Raw genomic sequence first — 21,223 nt, 5'->3', positions numbered from 1 at the left:
TTGGTAGCCGGGGCATTATTAGAATCTTTTCAGACCCTTTTCCAAACCCGGGCAAACTTTAGTTCTGTGACCAACCCTGAAATGATTCTTGGTTTTTTGATATGCCTGCTAATTATTACGCTGGTTGCTGGTGGTTATCCAGCTTTATTACTCAGTCGATTGGGAACTATTCAGGCCCTAAAAGGGAAAATTGAAATGTCCGGTAAAAATCGACTTCGCGATGGTTTGATTGTTATACAGTTCGGAATTGCCATTCTGCTTATTAGCGGTACCCTTGTTTTGAATAACCAGCTGGAATTTATGCGCAGCAAAGATTTAGGGTTTAACAAAGATCAGGTAGTTGCTTTCGCCCTTAACGGAAAGCGAGAGATGCCCAGGCGATTCAATTAATCCGGGATGAACTAAGCGGTGATCCCGGCATTATAAGCATTACCGCCTCCAATAATATCATGGGCCTCGGCAAGGACGGAAGCCGCTCCACCAGCGTTCTTGGCTTTGAATATAAAGGAAGGGAAGTTTTAACCAATATTTTAATGGTTGATTATGACTATATCGAAACCCTGGGCCTCGATCTTTCAAGAGGAAGGTCCTTTGATCGAAATTTTGCTACCGACAGTCTCGCAGTTGTTATTAATGAGACAATGGCAAGTCAACTACAAGAGGAGAATGCACTTAATACAAAGATCGAACTGGAGGAGTCCGGTTCCTTTAATGTGGTAGGAGTGATAAGGGATTATCATTTTCAGGATTTAGACAAAGAAATAGAACCGCTTACGTTGTTTCTAAAACCGAACTGGAATATGCGGTATGCCTATGTGAAAGTAGCACCTCAAAATGCACTAAATTCTTTAGAGAAAATTGAAGCAGCCTGGAATAAGATAGAAACAAATGCCACCTTCACAGGATCTTTCCTTGATGAAAATATTGAGCGCACCTTACGAAGGGAACGAACAATGACCACGCTCATAACCAGTGGTTCTATTATTGCCATAATTTTAAGTTGTATTGGTTTGTTCGCAATGTCAATGTTATTGGTTTCCCAACGCAGAAAAGAAATTGGAATAAGAAAAGTGATAGGGGCAAGCGTGGGCAAAATCACGTTGTTGCTTACTTCAGACTTTCTAAAACTGGTCGGAATCGCATTTTTAATTGCAGCACCAATCTCCTGGTACCTAAGTAAAGAATTCCTGCAGAATTATGCTTTTAGAATTGACCTGAGCTTATGGGTTTTTATTTCCGCAGGAATTATTGCACTTCTAATCGCAATAATAACCATAAGCTTTAAAACTATAAATGCCGCAACTGCAAACCCTGTAAAAAGTTTAAAAACCGAATAATTTAATAAAAAATGATTCAAAATCACTTCAAAATGGCTTGGCGAAGTATAAAGTCCAACCTTCTATATTCTTCAATTAATATCGGTGGCTTAAGTGTAGGAATTGCTGCGTCATTATTAGTGGCTACGGTAGTAATCAATGAACTTAGTTATGATAAAAATTGGAGTAAAGGGGAACGAATTGTTAGGATAAATCAGGAAGAGCCGGCAACTGGTTCAAAAAAAGCCTCAATACCTTTACCACTAGGCCCAAGTTTGGCAGCGAATTTCGATCAGGTTGAAAGTTATTCTTCAGTAGAGAGTATCAACAATACTTTTTTATTTAACCAGAATAAAATTGAAGTGTCAACTCTTGAAGTAAATCCGAAAATTTGGAATATACTGGATTTTCAAATTACTAGCGGCGATCCTGAAATTTTTCAAGAGGGATATCCGAATTTGGTTATTTCTGAGAAAATTAAAAATTTATACTTTCCAGCAACAAATCCGGTAGGTGAAATTATAGAGAATGTCTCGAATTTTGGTGAGAATGAAAAATTTATTATTACCGGCATAATTGAAGATTTACCTGTAAATAGCCATTTAAGGGCTGAGGCGCTAGTAGTTAAAAAATCTAATGCCAACACTTTTTCTTCAAATGGTTTTATGCCTTACGGAACGCAGTACCTGCTTTTAAAAGCTGAGGTGTCACCCGCGTTATTTTCTCAAAAAATCAATCAATGGTACAGGGAGAATGTGGAAGATAATAGAGAAATAAATTTTTCACTTCAGCCAATTGGTGAAATCTACTTAGGGTCAGAAGAAATTTATCAGAAAGTAAAAGGGAACCAGAATAATATAAATATTCTAACCGGTATAGCAATTCTCTTATTGTTGATTGCCTGTATTAATTTTATCAACTTAAGTACGGCACGAACCATCGAAAAAATAAAGACTACCGGACTTCGTAAAATACTTGGAGCAAGTAGGAAAGGACTTATTTTACAGTTTCTAACGGAATCTTTTCTTTTTTTCGGAATTAGTTTTTTACTTGGGCTAAGCATCTATTTTTTCTCGTTGACCCCTCTGGAGAATTTCACTGGGAATTTGTTGCCATTAACTTTTATTAGCAACCTAAAGCTTGTCTTTACAGCTGTAAGCTTAATTATTTTAGTGAGCCTAATTACCGGGCTATATCCAGCGTGGGTAATTTCCAGACCAGGAAGTACTGTGGTAACCAGTAGTTTCTTTAAGGCGCCCATAGAGTCAGAAACTTTTCGAAAAACACTTATCGTCACTCAATTTGTAATTACAGTAGGAATTATTATAGGTACGATGGTGGTTCAGGAACAACTTCGGTTTTTAGGTCAGAAAGATTTAGGGTTCGATAAAGAAAATCTCCTCCGTATTTCATTTACCAATTGGGGAGAGAAGGGCAGTGCATTTAAAAAGGAAATTTTAAAGATACCGGGTATAGAAAGAGCCACTATTGGTCAATGGATTCCATCTAGTGCAGGGGGTACATTTTCGCAGAATGTGGAAGATCCTGAATTTCCCGGAGAACAATTAGAAACATTTTATATAGATGGTGATCAGGATTTTCAATCTACTCTTGAGCTTCAATTGGTTAAAGGCAGAACATTCAGAAAAGATTACTCTGCTGAACAACAATTAGGTCCTGAAACATCCAAAGAGGAAGAATTAAATCAAGATCAAAATCCGGTTTTAATTACGGAATATACGGCTAAGCGACTTAAAATTGGAGAACTAAATCGACCTTATGAAACGATTAAAGGGATACCTGTGGGTATTATAAAGGATTTCCATAACCAATCCCTTAGAAATCGAGTATCTCCCACAATAATTCGTTCCGTGAGAAATCCTGATTTCGGGAATATGCTTATTATAATTGATACAGAAGATCCTCAAAAAATAATTCCTAAAGTAGAGAAAGCTTACAATACTTTTTATCCGGAAAATCGATTTGATTTCTCTTGGATATCCGATGACCTTAAAAATGAATTTAGAAAAGAAACTATGTTAAGTAGCATTCTAAAAATTTTCAGTCTTTTGATCATCCTTCTTTCTTGCCTGGGTTTATTCGGTCTTATCACTTTTACTATTCAGAAAAAGACAAAAGAGATCAGCATTCGAAAAGTATTGGGAGCTTCCGTTGGTCAAATTGTAGCTATTTTCTCCAAAGATTCTATAAAGCTCATCTTACTGGCAAGTATTATTTCAGTACCACTTACCTGGTATTTTTTAGAACAGTGGCTTACTAATTTTGCTTATCGTACTGAAATAAGCCTTTTAGTTCTTGTTGAAAGCATAGGAGTAGTTTTTTTCATCGCTTTAGGGACAGTCGGAATACGAGTTGTGAAAGCAGCAATGAAGAATCCTGCTAATAATCTTAGAACCGAATAATCCAAGAATTATGATCAAAAACTATATAAAATCCGCGAAAAGAAATATTCTAAAGAATAAGGGCGTATATGGTATTAATATCATTGGTCTTAGTCTTGGCTTGGCTTCCTGCCTGCTTATTCTTCTTTTTATTCTGGATGAGGTAAGTTATGATGGGTACAACGAAAAAGCCGACGATATAGTTCGGGTGGTTTTTAAGGCTGAAATTGGAGGTGAAGAAATTAGTGAGGCAGTGGTTATGCCTCCAGTAGGACCGACTTTAGAAAAGGATTTTCCGGAAGTGTTGACCGCAGCCCGTCTTAAACAAATGAACGACCCGTCGCTTTCCTATAATAATAAGATTTACAGGGACTTTGATTTCGCTTATATAGATCCTGAATTTCTTGAAGTTTTTGATTTTAAAATAATAGACGGAAATAACACGAATCCTTTAGAAGATCCTAATTCGATTATTTTAACGAAAAAGCAGGCAAAACGCTATTTTGGGACTGAAAACCCTATTGGTAAGCGCTTAAATTCTAACGAGTGGGATAAACAATATACGGTTACCGCAGTTATTGAGGAAATTCCCGAGAATTCCCATTTTGAATTTGGAATGTTCGCTTCTATGAAGGGATATGAATATGCGAACAGTACTTCCTGGGTGAATTCTGATTTTCATACCTACCTGCTTTTAAAAGACGGAGCTCAATATAAAGACCTGGAAGCAAAATTACCGGGAATTCTGGATAAATATATGGGCCCCCAAATTCGGGAAGCGGTTGGCGTTTCCTATTCAGAATTTAAAGATAATAATAGGGTAGGATTATTTTTGCAACCGCTTACCGATATTCACTTAAACCCCGATTTTGTAAGTAGTGGACATTTAAAGCCCGGAATGGATATTAAATACTTATATATTTTTGGAGCGGTGGCCATCTTTATGTTATTCATTGCCTGTATAAATTTTATGAATTTAGCTACAGCTGCAGCTTCAAAAAGGGCTAAAGAAGTCGGAATTAGAAAGGTATTAGGTTCCGGGCAAAAACAACTTATAAAACAATTTTTAACCGAATCCTTTCTAGCTACTTTAATTGCGGCCATCCTTGCCATATTATTAGTGGTATTTTTTCTACCCACCTTTAATGATCTGGCCGGCAAATCTTTACAGGTTGTTGATTTACTTCAATATTCTATTGTGTTATCAACCTTGGTACTGATTGTTTTAGTTGCCTTTCTAGCCGGTGGATATCCAGCCTTTTTTCTTTCCTCCTTTAAACCGATTCAGGTCTTAAAAAGCAGGTTTTCAGCTTCCGGAAAAAGCAATTTAAGAAACGGGCTTGTGGTATTTCAATTTATTATTTCCGCAGGACTTATTCTTGCTACCATTGTGGTTTACCAGCAAATGGCTTTTATTCAGAATAAAGATCTAGGTTACAATAAGGATCATATTCTGGTTCTAAGGGGTGCGCAGCTATTGGGCGAGCAATGCGATGCTTTTAAAAACCAGATTTTAGGAGATCCTAGGGTGAAATCGGTAAGCAATTCCTCATTCCTACCAGCCGGTGTTACCGATATCAATATGTCTGGTATTTTACTTGATAATGAGTACCATAGAAGAATGTTTATCTATAATGTAGATGAAGCTTATATTCCCACTTTAGGTTTGGAGCTGGTAGCCGGTAGAAATTTCTCAAAAGAATTTGGTGCTGAAGAGGATAAAGTCATCATAAATGAAACCGCTGCAAATTCCTTAGGTTTTCATCAAAATCCCATTGGGAAAACCTTTATCAGGGATACAGATGAAGGTGGCCGTGAATTAACCATAATAGGCGTGGTAAAAGACTTTCATTTTAAATCCTTACACCGGGAGATCGAACCTTTAATTTTGATGAATAATCCTTATGGCGGCTTAATTGTAAGAACCAACACCGCCGATGTCGCTTCACTGTTAAGTTATATTGAAAGCGAATGGCAAAAATTCAGTCTTAAAGAACCATTCAGTTATACTTTTTTAGATGAATCTTTCAATAAAACCTATCTCAGGGAGCAAAAGATGGGAAGCATTCTCAGCATTTTTACCGGGCTCACCATATTTGTAGCCTGTATGGGATTATTCGGCCTGGTAACATTTGCTGCAGAAAGAAGGGTGAGGGAAATTGGAATCAGAAAAGTTTTAGGCTCAAGTGTTCCAGAGATAATAAGTTTGCTTTCCAAAGATTTTATCAAGCTGATTTTCATCTCTTTTATCATAGCATTTCCACTTGGCTATTTTCTAATGGAAAAATGGCTCCAGGATTTTGCTTATAGAATTCAAATAGAATGGTGGTTTTTTCTGCTCGCGGGATTACTTACTACACTTATTGCGCTCATCACCATCGGATTTAAAAGTTTTAAGGCTGCATCAGCCAATCCTATTAAAAGTTTAAGAACAGAATAAACACTTAAATAAACCACGACTAAAACCAAATTATGCAAAATATCTGCTTCTATTTGACACTACCATTATTGTCCATTTGTAATTCATTAATTGCTCAGGAAAAAACACCAGTAGATGAATTCGATAAAGTAATAATTAGCCCTCATATTCAGGTAAGTTTCGTTGAAGGCAACGAAGAGTCAGTAACCATTGAGAAAAATACTGAGAGCGAAGAAAAACTGAATATTGAAGTGAAGAACAAAACACTTCGGGTTTACCTGGACGACGCTAAGGAATTTACAAAGAAAGAAAAGATTACTGAAAATGGACGGGAAATGAAAAAGCCAATTTATAAAGGTACAGTTGTTACTGCAGTAATATCCTATAAAACCTTGAAGGAATTGTCACTAAGGGGCGAAGAAAATATAGTATGTGAAAGTCCCTTGGAAGAGAATAAATTTCGATTGAAGATTTATGGGGAATCAAATGTCACTTTAAATGAAGTAGATATTAAAAGTCTTCGAACTTCGATATATGGCGAAAGTATTTTAAATATTAAAGCTGGTGAAATTAAGGAACAGAGTATCAGAGCTTATGGAGCTAGTAAGGTGAATGCACTTGAAGCTAAAACCCAAACTACCAAGATAACTGCTTATGGGGAATCTGATTTCTTGATTAATGCTACTGAAGAAATAAAAATCACAGCTTATGGAGAAGCTTCTTTGGAATACAAGGGAAATCCTGAGATAAAGAAGGGACTGGTTTTAGGAGGCTTAAAAATCAACAGATCTGAATAAAAACATGTTTGACTTCAGCGATATACACCAAAAAAATAAGAAATAAATAATAAGAATAAACAATGATACAACTCAACCACATTTATAAATGGGTAAAAACCGGCGGAAGAAGAATTTTCCTGCTCAACGATTTAAGCCTGAATATTGAAAAGGGTGAATTTCTTTCCATTATGGGGCCATCGGGTTCTGGAAAGTCCACACTGCTCAATGTAATTGCTATGCTGGATTCTTTTGATGAGGGCGAATATTTTTTTGAAGACGAAGCAATTCACGATTTAAAACCGAAAAAAAGAACTGCTATTTTCAATGAAAATATAGGGTTTATTTTTCAGGCTTATCATCTCCTGGATGATCTAACGGTGTATGAAAATATTGAAACCCCATTGTTATATAAAAAAGTAAAAAGTTCTGAACGAAAGGCATTGGTAGCCGATATGTTAGACCGATTCAATATTGTTGGTAAGAAAGATTTGTTTCCGCACCAACTTAGTGGGGGGCAGCAACAATTGGTTGGGATTGCCAGGGCGCTGATAATTAAACCCAAACTAATCCTTGCTGATGAACCTACTGGCAATCTAAATTCCAATCAGAGTGATGAGATTATGCAACTTTTTAAGGAATTAAATAAGGAAGGAGTTACCATAATCCAAGCCACACATTCAGAAAGCAATGCGGCTTATGGAACGAGGACTATCAAACTTCTAGACGGAAGTATTTCAAAAAAATAAAATCAGTATGTTTCAAAAATTTACTTGCCTACTATTTCTTGTTTTTGCTATTTCAGGATACGCTCAGGATTCAGAATTACAATTAAACCTGGGCGAAGCTATTGAAGTTGCTTTGGAAAATAATCTTGATGTTAAAAGTTCGGTTTTAAGGGAAAGAACTTCGGAATTACAATTCAAACAAACCCGCAATAGTAGGTTGCCCGACCTTAATGCCAGTTATAGTTATGGATTGAATAATGGTAGAAGTATAGATCCATTTACCAATACCTATATAGATGAAGAATTAAGCTTTTCTAATGCAGGAATAGGTCTGGGGGCGACTATTTTTAATGGTTTTCAAATTAAAAACAGGATTCAGCGAGACCGTTTGAATTTGCAAGCGGCTGAAATGGAAGTACAGGAAGCCCGGCAAGAAATGGTGCTCAATGTTACGCTCGCTTATTTCCAGGTTTTAAATAATAAAGACCTGTTGGAGCTGGCAAAAACAAGACGAATTTCAACTCAGGATCAGGTAGAGCGTTTGAAAACACTAAATGATGAAGGGGAGGGTAGCCCGGCGAATTATACCGATATCCGTGGACAGTTGGCTAATGATCAAGCTATTATTGCCGACACCGAAAACAATTTAAAAGCCTCAAAACTTGAACTGAAAAGGCTGTTGAATATTGAAACTGAAATTGAAGTTGCTCCAGAATACTTTTCATCAGAACCAGAAGAATATATCCTTACCGCAGATGAAGTTTTTAAGGAATCTCTGGAAAATCTAGCTACTTTCAAAGCTGGGGAGTTGAGAATTGAAGCTGCAAAAGAAGATGTACAGGTTTCCAGAAGTTTATATTCCCCTGAAATTTCCTTTTTCGCCCAATTAAACACCAATTATTCCAGTCTTGCCAGGCTCTTTAATGAAACCGGAGCGGCTATTGTTGAAACCGGACAATTTGTTCGGGTAGGTGATAATAATTTTTCGGTATTAGAGGAGCAAACAAATTTCGTAGCAGAAGAAATTCCATATCAGGATCAATTGATCAATAATTTAAATTCCAATGTGGGAGTAGCGGTAAGCATTCCTATTTTTAATGGGTTTAGGGCAAGAAATACAGTAGGGCTTCAAAAAATAGCCCTTGAAGAAAGAGAAGTAGAATTTGAACGAACAAGAAATGAATTCGAGCAAGCTATTCGTGAAGCTCATAACGATATGGAAACTGCATTTAACCGCTATGAAATTTATAAAGAACAGGTAGCTGCTTACACAGAATCTTTTAGGGTAAATGAAATTAGATTTAACAGTGGGGTTTCTAATATTGTTGATTATATCATCAGTAAAAACAACCTGGATAATGCTAAAATAAATCTAGCCAATGCGCGCTATGAATACATTTTCAGAACTAAGATCCTGGATTATTATAGGGGTTTTTCCATTTAAAAAGAATGGGTAGATTAACTATTGCTATCTCTAACTTAGTTTATACGGATTTATTCCATAAAGAAAAGCTACTTCAAAGGCTATTCAATTCTTTAACGCTCCAAAGTTTTATTAAATACAAGAATCTCATTATTCTCTACAGAACTAAAATGAATGGTATAGTTTCCGGGGGGTAATGAAAATAAAATAGGTTCTTGCGATTGCTTTTTTAAAGTTGCCTGTAAAGGAACACTACCATTCTTATAAATATCGTATTCAGATTTCTTAAAAATTTTTATGAGTATTTCATTAGCATTTAAATCTGCAAACCGCTTAGGCTCGATTGTGAATTCCTGAGTTTCCATTTCCTGATCGATACTTTCCTGAAAATTGGACTCCAGGTTATTGATCACAAAATAATCAACCGGCTTATCTAATTTTTCAAAGGTGCTTACCATACTCGTAGGTATCAAAGACAATTCATTTTGGGAGTTTCCTATCACATCAGACTGGTTTATGGTAAGAGGATTTAATCCTGTTAGTTCTTTAAAATATGCGGCCATTCGCTTACCTGATTTGGTTTCTTCTTCAAGAATATGATCCAGCCCGGCATAGACAAAGATCTTATGATTAGGATCCTCTTCTAAGATATGCTGGAGATTTTGGGCCTGTCCTAGCTCTCTATTGATCTCCTGGTTTTGATTTTCATAGCCCACTAATATAAAACCCAATTCTTTGGCCTTGCGAATTAACTGGCCAAAATTGGGTTCTCTTATATAATACCCTGCATTTAAAGTAGGAAAGCCTCTTTCATTTATTTTTCTATCCTGGTTTGGGAATAGTGCTTCCAAAGCCAGGTGGGTATATCCGTTCTCTTTTAATTTTTTCAATAGTTTTATTGCAAATACACGATGTTTTGGATACCAATGATTTTCATTAAGCATTACCACTCGCGTTTCTTTGGCCAATTCAGATATTTCATCGAGAACTCCTTTGTTCACTTTGACCTCTGGATTTTGTAATAAGGTGTCGAGAATTGGTTTCAATTGATTTTTACGATTAGCCTCGAATTCCTCAATTTGATTTTTATAGTCTTCGTTATTTGAAAAAAAGGAATTTATGGTTGCCAGATATTGAAATTGCATCCACTCATTGGCTTCAGTTTTTTCTACAGGCGCTGTATTTAATTTCTTTCTCGCTTTTAGGTAATTCGGAGAATCTTTAACTGCATTGAATACTTTATTATAAGTGAGTTCTTCCTTTACTTCAGCGCCTATTGAAAGTGAATTTATGATGGATTCCCCGTCTTTGACGAGGGAGTGTAAACTATTATTATTGTTTTTCGCCTTGATATATAAATAAGCGGTTTTATCCGGGTTTATTTTTTTAAATAGCACCGAATTAGATAAAGTATCCCTAAAAACCAAAGATCCTTTACTACCATTGCTAACATCGAGTTTTCTGTTGTTTTCCTGGATAAATAGGAAGACCTTGTATTCCGGGTTTACATTTGTGGTACCGTAAGCTAATAGATCTTTAGCCTTTAGGCCTTCTAAGTTTTGAATTTTTCGTTTGATTTCCTTTAAGGGCAGATCACTTAATGATTTTAATTGAGTGTCACCGAAGTATTGCACTTGAAGCTCGAGTGATTCATTGTATAGCCTGCTTTGAATATAGTAATTGTGTTTGCTTAACGGATGATATGGTTGACATGAAACGAGAAGGAATAGGATTGATAAAAGAAGTAATAATTTTTTCATAAACTTTAGAAGTTAATAATTTTGATGATTTACAATATAAAACTAATTTATTAGTTTTATAATTTCTCAGGATATTTCATTCATTTTAATGGGGAAAGAGTAGGTAGCTCTTCTAGCTAAACTCTGGATTTTTTTTGAAATTTATATCTCGATGCAAAACGTATTGTTTGATAATTTTGCTCAGCTAACCAGTTACTTTAAAATTATATTTTTCCTATATTTAATAAATAATTCACCTTATGAAAAAAATTTACTGTCTTTTGGTACTTATACTAAGTAGTCTGACTTCCGGATTTGCACAATCTGATACCACAACTATCAAGAATAAAAATATGCTTCCCAGTTTAAAACAAGTTGTGTATTCAGCAGATGCTGACGCTATGGATTTTAGGCTAGCTTTAGATTTAAGAGGGGTAAATCTTGTAAATCATTCTCTACAAAATATTAAAGATGGAGATTTTGCTATTTCTTTATCAAATTTAAAAATGAAAAATTTCTTTAACCGTAATGATTTCAGGATTACGCCAGCCGATGTGTTAAAAAATATAATGCCTGATTATGATTTAACCAGTAAACCTCTTCCTTCAAGACCACTTTTTTAAATTTTTCTAAACAAGGAATTATTTAAATTACTCTGGTGGGAATAATTTTTTTCTAATATTTTCACTACTTATTTTCGGGATTTAATTTTCCTAATCTTGTCTCGTCATCTTTATCCGTGTAGTTTACTAGTACCGAGCATATCAGTCTATTCTTAGTGTCTTTTTTTAGATATAAGTTGTCCAGTTTCTGTAAATCCCTGAATATTTATATAATTTTTATCAATTCTATTATTATTCGGAACCTTTCGTTAAATATGAATCTTTCTGCTTCCATTTCCTACAGCCTAAATATTTGAAAAGCTTTCTAAAGGAACTTTATTTTAGGGAATACTTAGGAAGTAGAAGTACGCTATAATTTTTTAATTGAAAGGATGACGTAGCCAAATCTCAAACTATTTGAAAAAATCAACCGGAATAAAAAAAAAAAAAAAAACCTCTGGAATACCAGAGGTTTCATTGGTGATCGCGCCAGGATTCGAACCTGGGACCGCCTGCTTAGAAGGCAGGTGCTCTATCCAGCTGAGCTACGCGACCGTTTTTGCGGTTGCAAATATAAGTCTCTTTCGAAATAAAACAAGCTTTTTTTAATTAAAAAATAATTTTTTTCTTCGACTCGATTTTTAATCTAATTTTAATCTCTTTTTAACTTAATTTTCATTTTCCAAGTTTTTCTAAATTATATCATTAATTTTGCTGCGGTAAATTTTTAAAAGATCCAATTGATAAATTTGACTTACTTTTTAATCCGGAATTTCACTCCTGAAAATCAGGTTTTTGAGTTACTCAACTCTTCAGAAATTTATAATAGCAGCCTATAAGTGTCTATGGAATTTCAATTCACCATTATTGTTCCGATTTTTAATGAAATAGAGAGTTTACCCAGGCTTTTTGAGTATTTACAGAATTATCTCCAAACCGCTTCTCTTAAATCCTGCGTATTATTGGTAGATGATGGTTCTAGCGATGGAAGTGCTTCTACGATAGAGAAATTCTGTCTGGAACAGGAAGCGTTTAGTTGTTTGTTATTCGATAAAAATTATGGAAAAGGTGCTGCATTGAAAGCCGCTTTTGATCATACAAAAACCCCTTTACTTGGCTACCTCGATGCCGATTTACAAACACATCCACAAGATTTTGAATTATTGCTTCCATATATTAAAGATTTTGGATTGGTTACAGGCTGGAGAAAGAACCGAAAAGATACTCTTGTAAAACGTATCTCTTCTAAAACTGGTAATGCAGTGCGAATATTTTTCACGCATGATAATATTCACGATACCGGATGCCCATTAAAGATTATGCATACTGAATACGCCAGGAAAATCCCTATGTTTAAAGGATTACAGCGGTTTTTACCGGCAATGATCCTGTTGCAGGAAAAAAAAATTAAAGAGGTAGTAATTAACCATTTTCCAAGAATAGAAGGCTATTCTAAATATAATTTTAAAAATAGGTTCCTTGGACCTTTGGTAGACTGTTTTGCATATGTATGGATTAAAAAATCTTATATAGATTATAGTATAAAAGCGAAACATGAGTAATTCGCTAATTATTTATATTATAGGATTTACCGCCCAAATCCTGTTTTCTTCCAGGATGATTATGCAATGGATTCTATCTGAAAAACAGAAAAAAGTCTTAACACCCATCCTTTTTTGGGAATTAAGCTTACTGGCTTCATTTCTGTTATTTATCTATGGATATTTTCGAGATGATTTTGCGATTATGCTTGGGCAAACGCTTACTTATTTTATTTATATACGAAATTTACAATTCCAGGGACAATGGGGAAAGCTCCCATATTTGCTTAGGTTTGCCATCTTCATTTTTCCTGCCATTGTAGTAATATATAGTTTCTTAAATAATGAATATAATCTTCAAAAATTGTTTCAAAATGAAGCGATTCCGGTTTGGTTATTACTATTGGGAATTGTAGCCCAGGTAGTTTTTACCTTACGGTTTTTATACCAATGGCTCTACTCTGAAAAGCAAAAGAAGTCTTCACTACCACTCGGGTTTTGGTGGTTAAGCCTCGTAGGTTCCTCTTTAATTTTAATTTATGCTATTTTCAGGAAAGATCCGGTTTTACTTATTGGGCATTTATTTGGGGCAATAATGTACATTAGGAATATTATAATTCATCATAATGAAATTAGAGAATAAATACCTGTTATTACTAATTCTTGCGGGAACAGCTGTTTTTTTTGTAAACCTGGATGCGATTTATATCAATATTATGGAAGCGCGTAATTTTATTACCGCCCGGGAAATGGTAAATGATGGAAATTGGATTTTCACCACGATGAATGCCGAGCCACGTTATGAAAAACCCCCGCTGCCAACCTGGTTAACAGCTATTTCAATGATGATCTTTGGGATGGAAGGACTTTTTGGCTTGCGGCTTCCTTCAGCGATTATGGGCATAATCCTCGTGGTTTTTATTTATAAGTTCCTTCTTAAGATCACCAAAAATATAGAATTATCATTCGTAGCCGGTTTAATAGCGACTACCTCATTTTATATTATTTTTTCCAGTAGGGACGGGCAGTGGGATATTTATACCCATAGTTTTATGATGCTTGCCATCTTTTCTTTATACAAGCTTTATAATTCAACAAAAAACTGGTATTTATACGCTGCAATTAGTGGCTTCTTCATGGGATGCTCCATCTTGAGTAAAGGCCCGGTTTCCATTTACGCGCTATTACTACCATTTTTAATAGCTTACGGAGTTATTTATAATTTTGATGGAACTAAAGTGCGCTGGAAAGCTTTAGCACTTTTAATTCTGTTAGCTTTAATTTCAGGAGGCTGGTGGAATCTTTATGTTTATTTATTCGATACGCGTGCCGTTGCTGAAATTACCAGTCAGGAGACAGGGAGATGGTTAAATTATAATGTGAGGCCGTTTTATTATTACTGGAGCTTTTTTATTCAAAGCGGTTTATGGACTATTCCATCTTTTGTGGCCTTACTTTATCCCTATTTAAAAGATAAAGTAAGTAATAAAAAAGCTTATAAATTCACACTTTTCTGGACCTTGGCTTCTGTTTTTCTGTTATCTGTAATTCCTGAAAAAAAATCTCGCTATCTCTTGCCGGTACTCATTCCTATGGCAATGAACACGGCTTTTTACATCGAATATCTTTTTAATTATTTCCGAAGTGTTAAAATTAAAGAAGCTGCGATAGTTTATTTCCATTTTGGAATTTTCGCATTAGTAGGTTGTATATTTCCCATTGCCGCATATTTTTATTTTGAACCTATGTTGCAGGATATTTTGATTTGGTACATTTTAAGTTCAATATTCTTATTTATTATAGGAATTTTAATGTTCCGTTTCCTAATGCTGAAAAAGATTAGACCGGTATTTTATTTAAGTGTTTTCTTTTTAATTAGTATCGTTTGGTTTGGTTTACCAATGGCCGATAAAATTAATGTGAACAAAGCGTATAATAGTATAGTGAATGTAGATAAGCACCTTGAAAAATATGATGTTCCTTTATATGAGTTCCAGAATTTTACTCCTGAAATTATCTGGGAATATGGAAAGCCAATCAAGGTTTTGAATCAAGGTGGAAAGCTTGAAATTCCTTCAGAAGATAAATTTTTATTGCTAACCGAAACTGATAATGCCGACAGTTTGCAAAAAGTATTTTCTAATTATAGCATCGAAAAAATTGACATTATAGATATGAATCCTGTGAGTACCAAACACAAAGTAAGGTTGCATCGCGAGTTGTATTTAATTGAAAAATAGAAAATCAATAAGAAACCATAGCGCAAATTTTATAAGTATTTCTTGATAGAATATAGACTGATTTCGAAAAAAGCACCATTTTTAAACACGAAGAGAATTGTTTATATTTAGGCGATTTTAAACTAACCAACCAATGCTCGATTATCCAATTAAATTTACCCCCATTTTAAAAGAAAAAATTTGGGGAGGTAATAAACTCAAAAGCCTTTTAAACAAAGAAACCAACCGCGACGATCTTGGCGAAAGCTGGGAGATTTCTGGGGTAGAGGGCGATATTTCTGTTGTTGCTAACGGCGAACTTAAAGGTTTTACTTTAAAAGATCTTTTAGAAGAATATAAGGACAGGATTTTAGGAAAAAAGATATATAAAGAATTTGATGCCGATTTTCCTTTGCTCATTAAATTCATAGATGCCAATACTAATCTTTCTGTACAGTTGCATCCTAACGACGATCTTGCGAAACAGCGCCATAATTCCTTCGGAAAAACTGAAATGTGGTATATTATGCAGGCCGATAAAGGGGCGAAGATCAATATTGGTTTTAAAGAAAGTATTTCAAAAGACGATTATATTAGTCGGTTGGAGGAAGGAAAAATTGTTGAATCACTCAATTTTGAAGAAGTTAAAAAAGGCGATAGTTTCTTTATAAATACCGGTAAAGTACACGCGATAGGAGCAGGGGTACTTTTAGCTGAAATCCAGCAAACCTCAGATGTTACTTATCGAATTTACGACTGGGATAGAACCGATGATGAAGGAAATTCCCGCGAACTGCATACGGCTTTGGCGATTGATGCCATTGATTTTGAGAAGAAAGACGATTTTAAACTGATTTACAATAAGGAGACCAATAAATCTTCAAAAGTAGCAAGTTGCCAGTATTTCACAACAAATTATCTTCCGGTAGCAGGGGAAGTTAAGAAAGATTATAGCGCCTTAGATTCTTTTGTTATCTATATGTGCGTTAGCGGCAATGGGAAGGTTGCTATAAACGGTAATTCTGAAAATATCGCTCAGGGTGAAACTTTACTTATCCCTTCAGAAAACAAAGAAGTCAAGCTCTCAGGGGAAAACTTTGAATTACTGGAAGTTTATATAAAATAAAAAAGAGGCTGTTTGAAAAAATTTCAAATCGTCATTCTGAATTTATTTCAGGATCTAACTTGATGTAAATCAATTTCTATTAGAAGCTGAAACAAGTTCAGCTTGACGAAAGTTAGACGCTTTCAAACAGCCTCCTTATAACTAAGAAAACCTGCTATTGATTTTTTAAAATCGCTTCTATTTTCTCTAATTCAGGTTTACTGAATTCCAGGTTTTTTAAAGTTTTAATATTATCCTCTAATTGAGATACTTTACTAACCCCAACTAAAACTGAAGTTACTCGTTCATCTTTTAACAACCAGGCTACTGCCATTTGCGCTAAACTTTGGTTTCTGGATTGTGCAATTTCATTTAATTGCTGCACTTTTTTCACCACTTCTGGAGTGATCTGCGATTCATCTAAATAACTTCCCTGCGTAGCAGCACGGCTGTCTTTTGGGATCCCATTTAAATATTTATCGGTTAGAATTCCCTGTTCCAGTGGGGAGAATACAATACTTCCAAGTCCCTCGTGTTCCAAAGTGTTTAGTAATCCATCCTCAACCCAGCGATCCATCATATTATATCTGGGTTGATGGATTAAAAAAGGCGTTTTTTGTTCCTTTAGAATAGCTGCTGCTTTCGAGGTATCTTTAGCTGAATATTGAGAAATCCCCACATAAAGTGCCTTTCCCTGCCTTACAATTTGGTCTAAAGCGCCCATAGTTTCTTCTAAAGGTGTATCAGGATCTGGACGGTGGTGGTAAAAAATATCTACATAATCCAGCCCCATTCTTTGCAGCGACTGGTCTAAGCTAGCAATAAGATATTTTCTTGAACCAAAATTACCATAAGGCCCCGGCCACATATCCCAGCCGGCTTTTGTAGAGATTAATAACTCGTCACGGTATTGTATAAAATCTTCAGCAAAAATTTTTCCGAAATTCTTTTCTGCAGAACCATACGGTGGGCCGTAGTTATTGGCAAGATCAAAATGAGTGATCCCATTATCAAAAGCAGTTCTTAAAATATTTCTCGCATTGTCAAAATCATCATGATCGCCGAAATTATGCCATAGACCAAGAGAAAGTAGGGGAAGTTTAATCCCGCTTTTTCCGCAGCGACGGTATTTCATATTTTCGTAGCGATCTTCTGAAGCTTTGTAGTTACTCATAAAGTTTAAGTCTTATTTTTTTCTTACTATATCTATTCTAATTCAATTCCCTTACCCAAATATTTCTGAAGCTCACCGGGTTTCCGTGATCCTGGAGATGAATAGGAAGCTTCTCTTCATGTTTCGTGTAATTTGGAATACCAATATACTCGGTTGGGCCTCTTAGGGTATAATTGTTTTGAACTAACACGCCGTTGTGCAGTACGGTTATTTTCGCTGGACTTAGCAACATTCCATTTTGATTAAATCTTGGGGCGGTAAAAATAATATCGTAAGTATTCCATTCGCCGGGAGCTTTTGTAACATTTGCAAGGGGAGGAGATTGTTTATAAATACTGGCGGCCTGGCCATTGGTATAGGTTTCATTTTCATAAGAATCCAGAATCTGGACTTCATATTTTTCCATAATAATTACGCCGCTATTTCCGCGTCCCTGGCCGTCTCCCTGAATTTCTGAAGGCGAGCGCCATTCTAAATGCAATTGCATATCACCAAAATTTTCTTTGGTTTTTATACCACCGGTTCCAGGATTTACCGTTAGTATATTTTCTTCAATATTCCAGGTAGGATTAGAACCATCTTTCTCATTTACCCAGGCAGAAAGGTTTGAACCATCAAATAATATTTTAGCATCAGAAGGTGCAGTATTTGTAGCTTCGCCGGCTTTAACTTTTGGAGGAACCGGTTCATAGAATTCGGTTGCTTCCGGCGGAAGTTCAGTTTCTTTATCCTGTGCGAAACCGATAAATGAAGTTGAGATCATAGAAAGTGATACTATAAAAAGCGTTTTGGAAATCTTCATATTCAATTGTATTAAAATTTAATTTTCAATAATGTGGTCATATACCATTTTTGATACTTCAGCAAGCATTTTAGTACCGGCATCCATATTTTCCATATTTTTAGAAAGCAGTACGAGAACATATTTTGTTCCGTCAGGTAATTCAATTAAGGCAGAATCGTGATGTACTCCTGTGATCCAACCGGTTTTATTTGCAATTTTTAAATTTTCGGGAAGTAAAGCCGGGATAAGATCTATGTGTTTTTGTTGTTGTAAGATTTCGAGCATTTGCTTATCAGCTTCGGGATTAACTGCTTTTCCATTGGAAAGGGCTTCAAAAATCAGCATTAGATCATAAGCGGTAGTCGAGTTGCTCAAACCGGCTTCATAAGCTTTCATATCCTCCACACCTCGAAGTACATTAATATTTTTTGCACCCAATTCTCGCATTGTTTTATTTACATTTTTAGCGTCAACCAGCTCTATAACGATATTGGTGGCCAGGTTGCTGCTGTAAATAATCATATCTGTTACAAGGTCTTGAATGCTTCTTTTTTGACCAATTCGCTCATAAAGATGTTCGCCGCTGTCACGACCTAGTTCCATTGCATAAGAACTTCCGTCTAAAATGCTTTTGAATTCATTCTTTATTACCAGGGAATCCTGAAGTGAAAATTTTCCTTCAGCAGCTTGTTTAAAAACCTCGATCATTACCGGGGTTTTCATAGTGCTTGCCGCGTGGAAATCTTCGTGGGCATTTATAAAAATACTGTCTTTTTCTTCGGATAAATTTTTAAAGGCGATTGCAAAATCACCTTGAGTATTCTCAAATACGGAATCAATTTTTTGCTGAAGTTTTTCAGTTGAAGTTTGCGTATTTCCGCAGAAACTTAAAAATAGGAAAGATAAGGTGAGAAAACACTTCATTCAGCATTGGATTTAAGTTTTGAATTTAAGGAAAAATAGGCAAAGATTTTAAAAACTTCCCAATGCTATTTCTACCATGCGGTTAAAACTTTGCTCCCTGTCTTTTGCGGGTAAGTGCTCTCCGGTAACTAAAGAGTCTGAAATTGTTAAAATTGAAAGGGCCTGTACCTTATATTTTGCGGCCACGGTATAAAGCCCCGAGCTTTCCATTTCTACGCAAAGCACCCCATGATCTGCCCACTTTTTATAATTTTGATCGTTTTCCTCGTAGAATATATCTGAAGAAAGCACATTTCCGGCTCTAAATTTTATGCTGTTATTTTCGGCAAATCTTACAGCATTCATAAATAACCCGAAATCTACAGTAGGAGCGAAGTCGGCGTGTTGAAATTTAGCTTTATTAAACCCGGAATTGGAAGATGCCGCCATAGCCAAAACAACTTCATTTACTTTAAGGTTTTCTTGATAAGAACCTGCAGAACCAACACGAATGAGTTTTTTAGCGTCATATTCTGTAATCAATTCGGTACAATAAATTAATGCAGAAGGAATACCCATTCCGGTAGCCTGTAGGGAAATCTTCTCACCTTTGTAGGTACCTGTATAGCCCAGCATTCCGCGAACTTCGTTATAGCAAACAGCATTTTCCAGAAAGTTTTCAGCAATCCATTTTGCTCGTAAGGGATCTCCCGGAAGTAAAACATTTTCTGCAATTTCACCTTTTTTAGCCTGTATATGTACGCTCATATTCGTTTTATTCTAATTTCATCAAATTTATGCCAGAGGAAGTTCCCAACCTGGAAACGCCTAATTCTATATATTTTACTGCAGTTGCTCTATCCTTAATTCCACCTGAAGCTTTAATTTTCATTGCATCTCCTGTTATCTTTTTCATCAGTTTTATATCATCAAAAGTGGCACCACCCGTTCCGAAACCGGTAGAGGTCTTTACAAAATCGGCTTTAGATATTAATGCGGCGCGGCAAGCAGCTTCTTTTTCGCCTGCATTTAAATAGCAGGTTTCAATAATCACTTTAAGGATTTTAGTACCAATTGCATTTTTAATTTCAGCGATTTCGCTTTCAATATAATCGGTTTCTCCAGCTTTTAGCATCCCGATATTAATAACCATATCAATTTCATCGGCTCCATTTTGAACAGCATTTTTTGCTTCAAAAACTTTAACTTCAGTAGCTGCAGCACCTAAAGGAAAACCAATAACTGTTGCAATTTTTACATTGGGTTTTTTTAAAATTGACCTCGCAAGTTCTATATAACAGGGTGGAATACAAACTGCGAAGAATTTATGTGTGATAGCTTCCTCACATATTCTTTGAATATCGGTTGGCAAAGCCGTAGGCTTTAAAATAGTATGATCTATATATTGGTTGAGTTGCATTATATTTCTTAAGAATTACAAAGCTAAAACTTTATATATTAATTATTCTATTATTGTTCCCAGGTTTTAATTCTTAAGAAAGCGATTCATTCATTTGGGGCTCTATACAACAATGAAGATGAATCTGTATAATATATTACTGAAAAGTAATTGGGATTTTCACTATTCTTTTTTATCCGGATAGTCTTCGTACCAATCTTCAAAGGTTTTTTTAGTTGAGTAATTATCGGTAAGCACTTTATAAACAGTAAAAATAAACAGGATTTGCCCAAAAAAGGTTAAATAGAATACCAGCGGAAAATCTGTATTAAAATAGGCAAGTGCGGCAACTAGTACCAGCAGGATTGTAGTTAATATGAGGTAAGTAATGCCTTTATTTTTCATAATCCTTAAATTACGAAAGACTTCTTTGAACCTGTCTTAAACTCTCATTAAAATATTGATAAGAATTCCTTGATTTATTTAAAATTATTTCAGCCTATACTAAATTTACGAGAAATAAAATTTACAGAAAAAGTTTCAAATTTTATCAAGTAAGAATTTTTACAGTAGGGGTGGTACCTCCGAAGTTTGGATGAAGCTATGCTAGTAATTCAGTTTAAGATATAAAATAACCACTTAGATTTCTTCTAAGTGGTTAGTATGAAGTCGGGGTGGCAGGAAGTTTTTTAA

Annotated in this window: 18 protein-coding genes, 1 tRNA gene and 1 pseudogene; 12 read left to right on the top strand and 8 right to left on the bottom strand. The window is 35.3% G+C overall.

Translation table 11 applies throughout. The features are described 5' to 3' along the window. From FG27_RS19485 to FG27_RS18515, 7 genes and pseudogenes are all read left to right on the top strand, one after another. A pseudogene (locus tag FG27_RS19485) lies at positions 1 to 390 on the top strand (ABC transporter permease); the annotation flags it as partial. 59 nt (positions 391 to 449) lie between these two features. Continuing rightward, positions 450 to 1,337, top strand: coding sequence for an ABC transporter permease (locus FG27_RS18540; RefSeq protein WP_051935931.1), 888 nt, complete (start codon positions 450 to 452; stop codon positions 1,335 to 1,337). A gap of 32 nt (positions 1,338 to 1,369) precedes the next feature. Beyond that, the gene (locus FG27_RS18535) at positions 1,370 to 3,739 is read left to right on the top strand and encodes an ABC transporter permease (RefSeq protein WP_197051699.1); all 2,370 of its coding nucleotides are present in this window, start codon (positions 1,370 to 1,372) and stop codon (positions 3,737 to 3,739) included. A 10-nt stretch (positions 3,740 to 3,749) separates the two neighbouring features. Further along, positions 3,750 to 6,158 (top strand): ABC transporter permease, encoded by a 2,409-nt coding sequence (locus tag FG27_RS18530; protein ID WP_037320695.1) that lies wholly within the window; start codon positions 3,750 to 3,752, stop codon positions 6,156 to 6,158. A 32-nt stretch (positions 6,159 to 6,190) separates the two neighbouring features. Continuing rightward, positions 6,191 to 6,934 carry a head GIN domain-containing protein gene (locus FG27_RS18525; RefSeq protein WP_037320697.1) on the top strand — a complete coding sequence of 248 codons (744 nt, stop codon included), beginning with the start codon at positions 6,191 to 6,193 and terminating at the stop codon, positions 6,932 to 6,934. Between the two features lie 62 nt (positions 6,935 to 6,996). Beyond that, a complete protein-coding gene (locus FG27_RS18520) occupies positions 6,997 to 7,662 on the top strand; it encodes an ABC transporter ATP-binding protein (RefSeq protein ID WP_037320700.1) in 666 nt (221 codons plus the stop codon). A gap of 7 nt (positions 7,663 to 7,669) precedes the next feature. After that, the gene (locus tag FG27_RS18515; RefSeq protein WP_037320702.1) at positions 7,670 to 9,085 is read left to right on the top strand and encodes a TolC family protein; all 1,416 of its coding nucleotides are present in this window, start codon (positions 7,670 to 7,672) and stop codon (positions 9,083 to 9,085) included. A 92-nt stretch (positions 9,086 to 9,177) separates the two neighbouring features. Here the strand turns inward: FG27_RS18515 and FG27_RS18510 are convergent, their stop codons facing one another. Next, entirely contained in the window at positions 9,178 to 10,824 is a 1,647-nt protein-coding gene (locus tag FG27_RS18510) for a hypothetical protein (protein ID WP_156101245.1), read from the bottom strand. Between the two features lie 239 nt (positions 10,825 to 11,063). Here FG27_RS18510 and FG27_RS18505 point away from each other — a divergent pair, with 239 nt between their 5' ends. Next, complete coding sequence (locus FG27_RS18505; protein WP_037320706.1) at positions 11,064 to 11,426, top strand: hypothetical protein; 363 nt, start codon at positions 11,064 to 11,066, stop codon at positions 11,424 to 11,426. A gap of 457 nt (positions 11,427 to 11,883) precedes the next feature. Here the strand turns inward: FG27_RS18505 and FG27_RS18500 are convergent. Next, positions 11,884 to 11,960: transfer RNA gene (locus FG27_RS18500), tRNA-Arg, on the bottom strand. Positions 11,961 to 12,250: 290 nt separating this feature from the next. On the opposite strand from FG27_RS18500, the gene FG27_RS18495 reads away from it, so the two are divergent. The 4 genes from FG27_RS18495 to FG27_RS18480 all read left to right on the top strand — a co-directional run bounded on the left by FG27_RS18495 (position 12,251) and on the right by FG27_RS18480 (position 16,291). Continuing rightward, complete coding sequence (locus FG27_RS18495; RefSeq protein ID WP_037321826.1) at positions 12,251 to 12,967, top strand: glycosyltransferase family 2 protein; 717 nt, start codon at positions 12,251 to 12,253, stop codon at positions 12,965 to 12,967. After that, positions 12,960 to 13,589, top strand: coding sequence for a lipid-A-disaccharide synthase N-terminal domain-containing protein (locus tag FG27_RS18490; RefSeq protein ID WP_037321824.1), 630 nt, complete (start codon positions 12,960 to 12,962; stop codon positions 13,587 to 13,589). Before FG27_RS18495 ends, FG27_RS18490 begins: the two co-directional genes overlap by 8 nt. After that, the gene (locus FG27_RS18485) at positions 13,573 to 15,186 is read left to right on the top strand and encodes a glycosyltransferase family 39 protein (RefSeq protein WP_037321822.1); all 1,614 of its coding nucleotides are present in this window, start codon (positions 13,573 to 13,575) and stop codon (positions 15,184 to 15,186) included. The genes FG27_RS18490 and FG27_RS18485 overlap by 17 nt, the downstream gene beginning before the upstream one ends. A 133-nt stretch (positions 15,187 to 15,319) precedes the next feature. Next, a complete protein-coding gene (locus FG27_RS18480; RefSeq protein WP_037321820.1) occupies positions 15,320 to 16,291 on the top strand; it encodes a type I phosphomannose isomerase catalytic subunit in 972 nt (323 codons plus the stop codon). Between the two features lie 154 nt (positions 16,292 to 16,445). On the opposite strand, the gene mgrA is transcribed toward FG27_RS18480, so the two are convergent. The 6 genes from mgrA to FG27_RS18450 all read right to left on the bottom strand — a co-directional run bounded on the left by mgrA (position 16,446) and on the right by FG27_RS18450 (position 20,935). Then, positions 16,446 to 17,444, bottom strand: a complete 999-nt coding sequence (gene mgrA, locus FG27_RS18475) for an L-glyceraldehyde 3-phosphate reductase (RefSeq protein ID WP_037321818.1) — start codon at positions 17,442 to 17,444, stop codon at positions 16,446 to 16,448. A 37-nt stretch (positions 17,445 to 17,481) separates the two neighbouring features. Beyond that, complete coding sequence (locus FG27_RS18470) at positions 17,482 to 18,246, bottom strand: DUF1080 domain-containing protein (RefSeq protein WP_037321816.1); 765 nt, start codon at positions 18,244 to 18,246, stop codon at positions 17,482 to 17,484. 18 nt (positions 18,247 to 18,264) lie between these two features. After that, a complete protein-coding gene (locus FG27_RS18465; RefSeq protein ID WP_037321814.1) occupies positions 18,265 to 19,152 on the bottom strand; it encodes a serine hydrolase in 888 nt (295 codons plus the stop codon). Positions 19,153 to 19,200: 48 nt separating this feature from the next. After that, positions 19,201 to 19,899 (bottom strand): purine-nucleoside phosphorylase, encoded by a 699-nt coding sequence (gene deoD, locus FG27_RS18460; RefSeq protein ID WP_037321811.1) that lies wholly within the window; start codon positions 19,897 to 19,899, stop codon positions 19,201 to 19,203. Positions 19,900 to 19,906: 7 nt separating this feature from the next. After that, entirely contained in the window at positions 19,907 to 20,551 is a 645-nt protein-coding gene (gene deoC / locus FG27_RS18455) for a deoxyribose-phosphate aldolase (RefSeq protein ID WP_037321808.1), read from the bottom strand. Positions 20,552 to 20,713: 162 nt separating this feature from the next. Further along, entirely contained in the window at positions 20,714 to 20,935 is a 222-nt protein-coding gene (locus FG27_RS18450; protein ID WP_037321804.1) for a hypothetical protein, read from the bottom strand. Positions 20,936 to 21,223 lie beyond the last annotated feature (288 nt).

The organism is Salegentibacter sp. Hel_I_6, assembly GCF_000745315.1.
GTDB lineage: Bacteria > Bacteroidota > Bacteroidia > Flavobacteriales > Flavobacteriaceae > Salegentibacter.
Note: the sequence above shows the minus strand (reverse complement) of the source record. Positions and strands in the feature narration are given on the sequence as shown.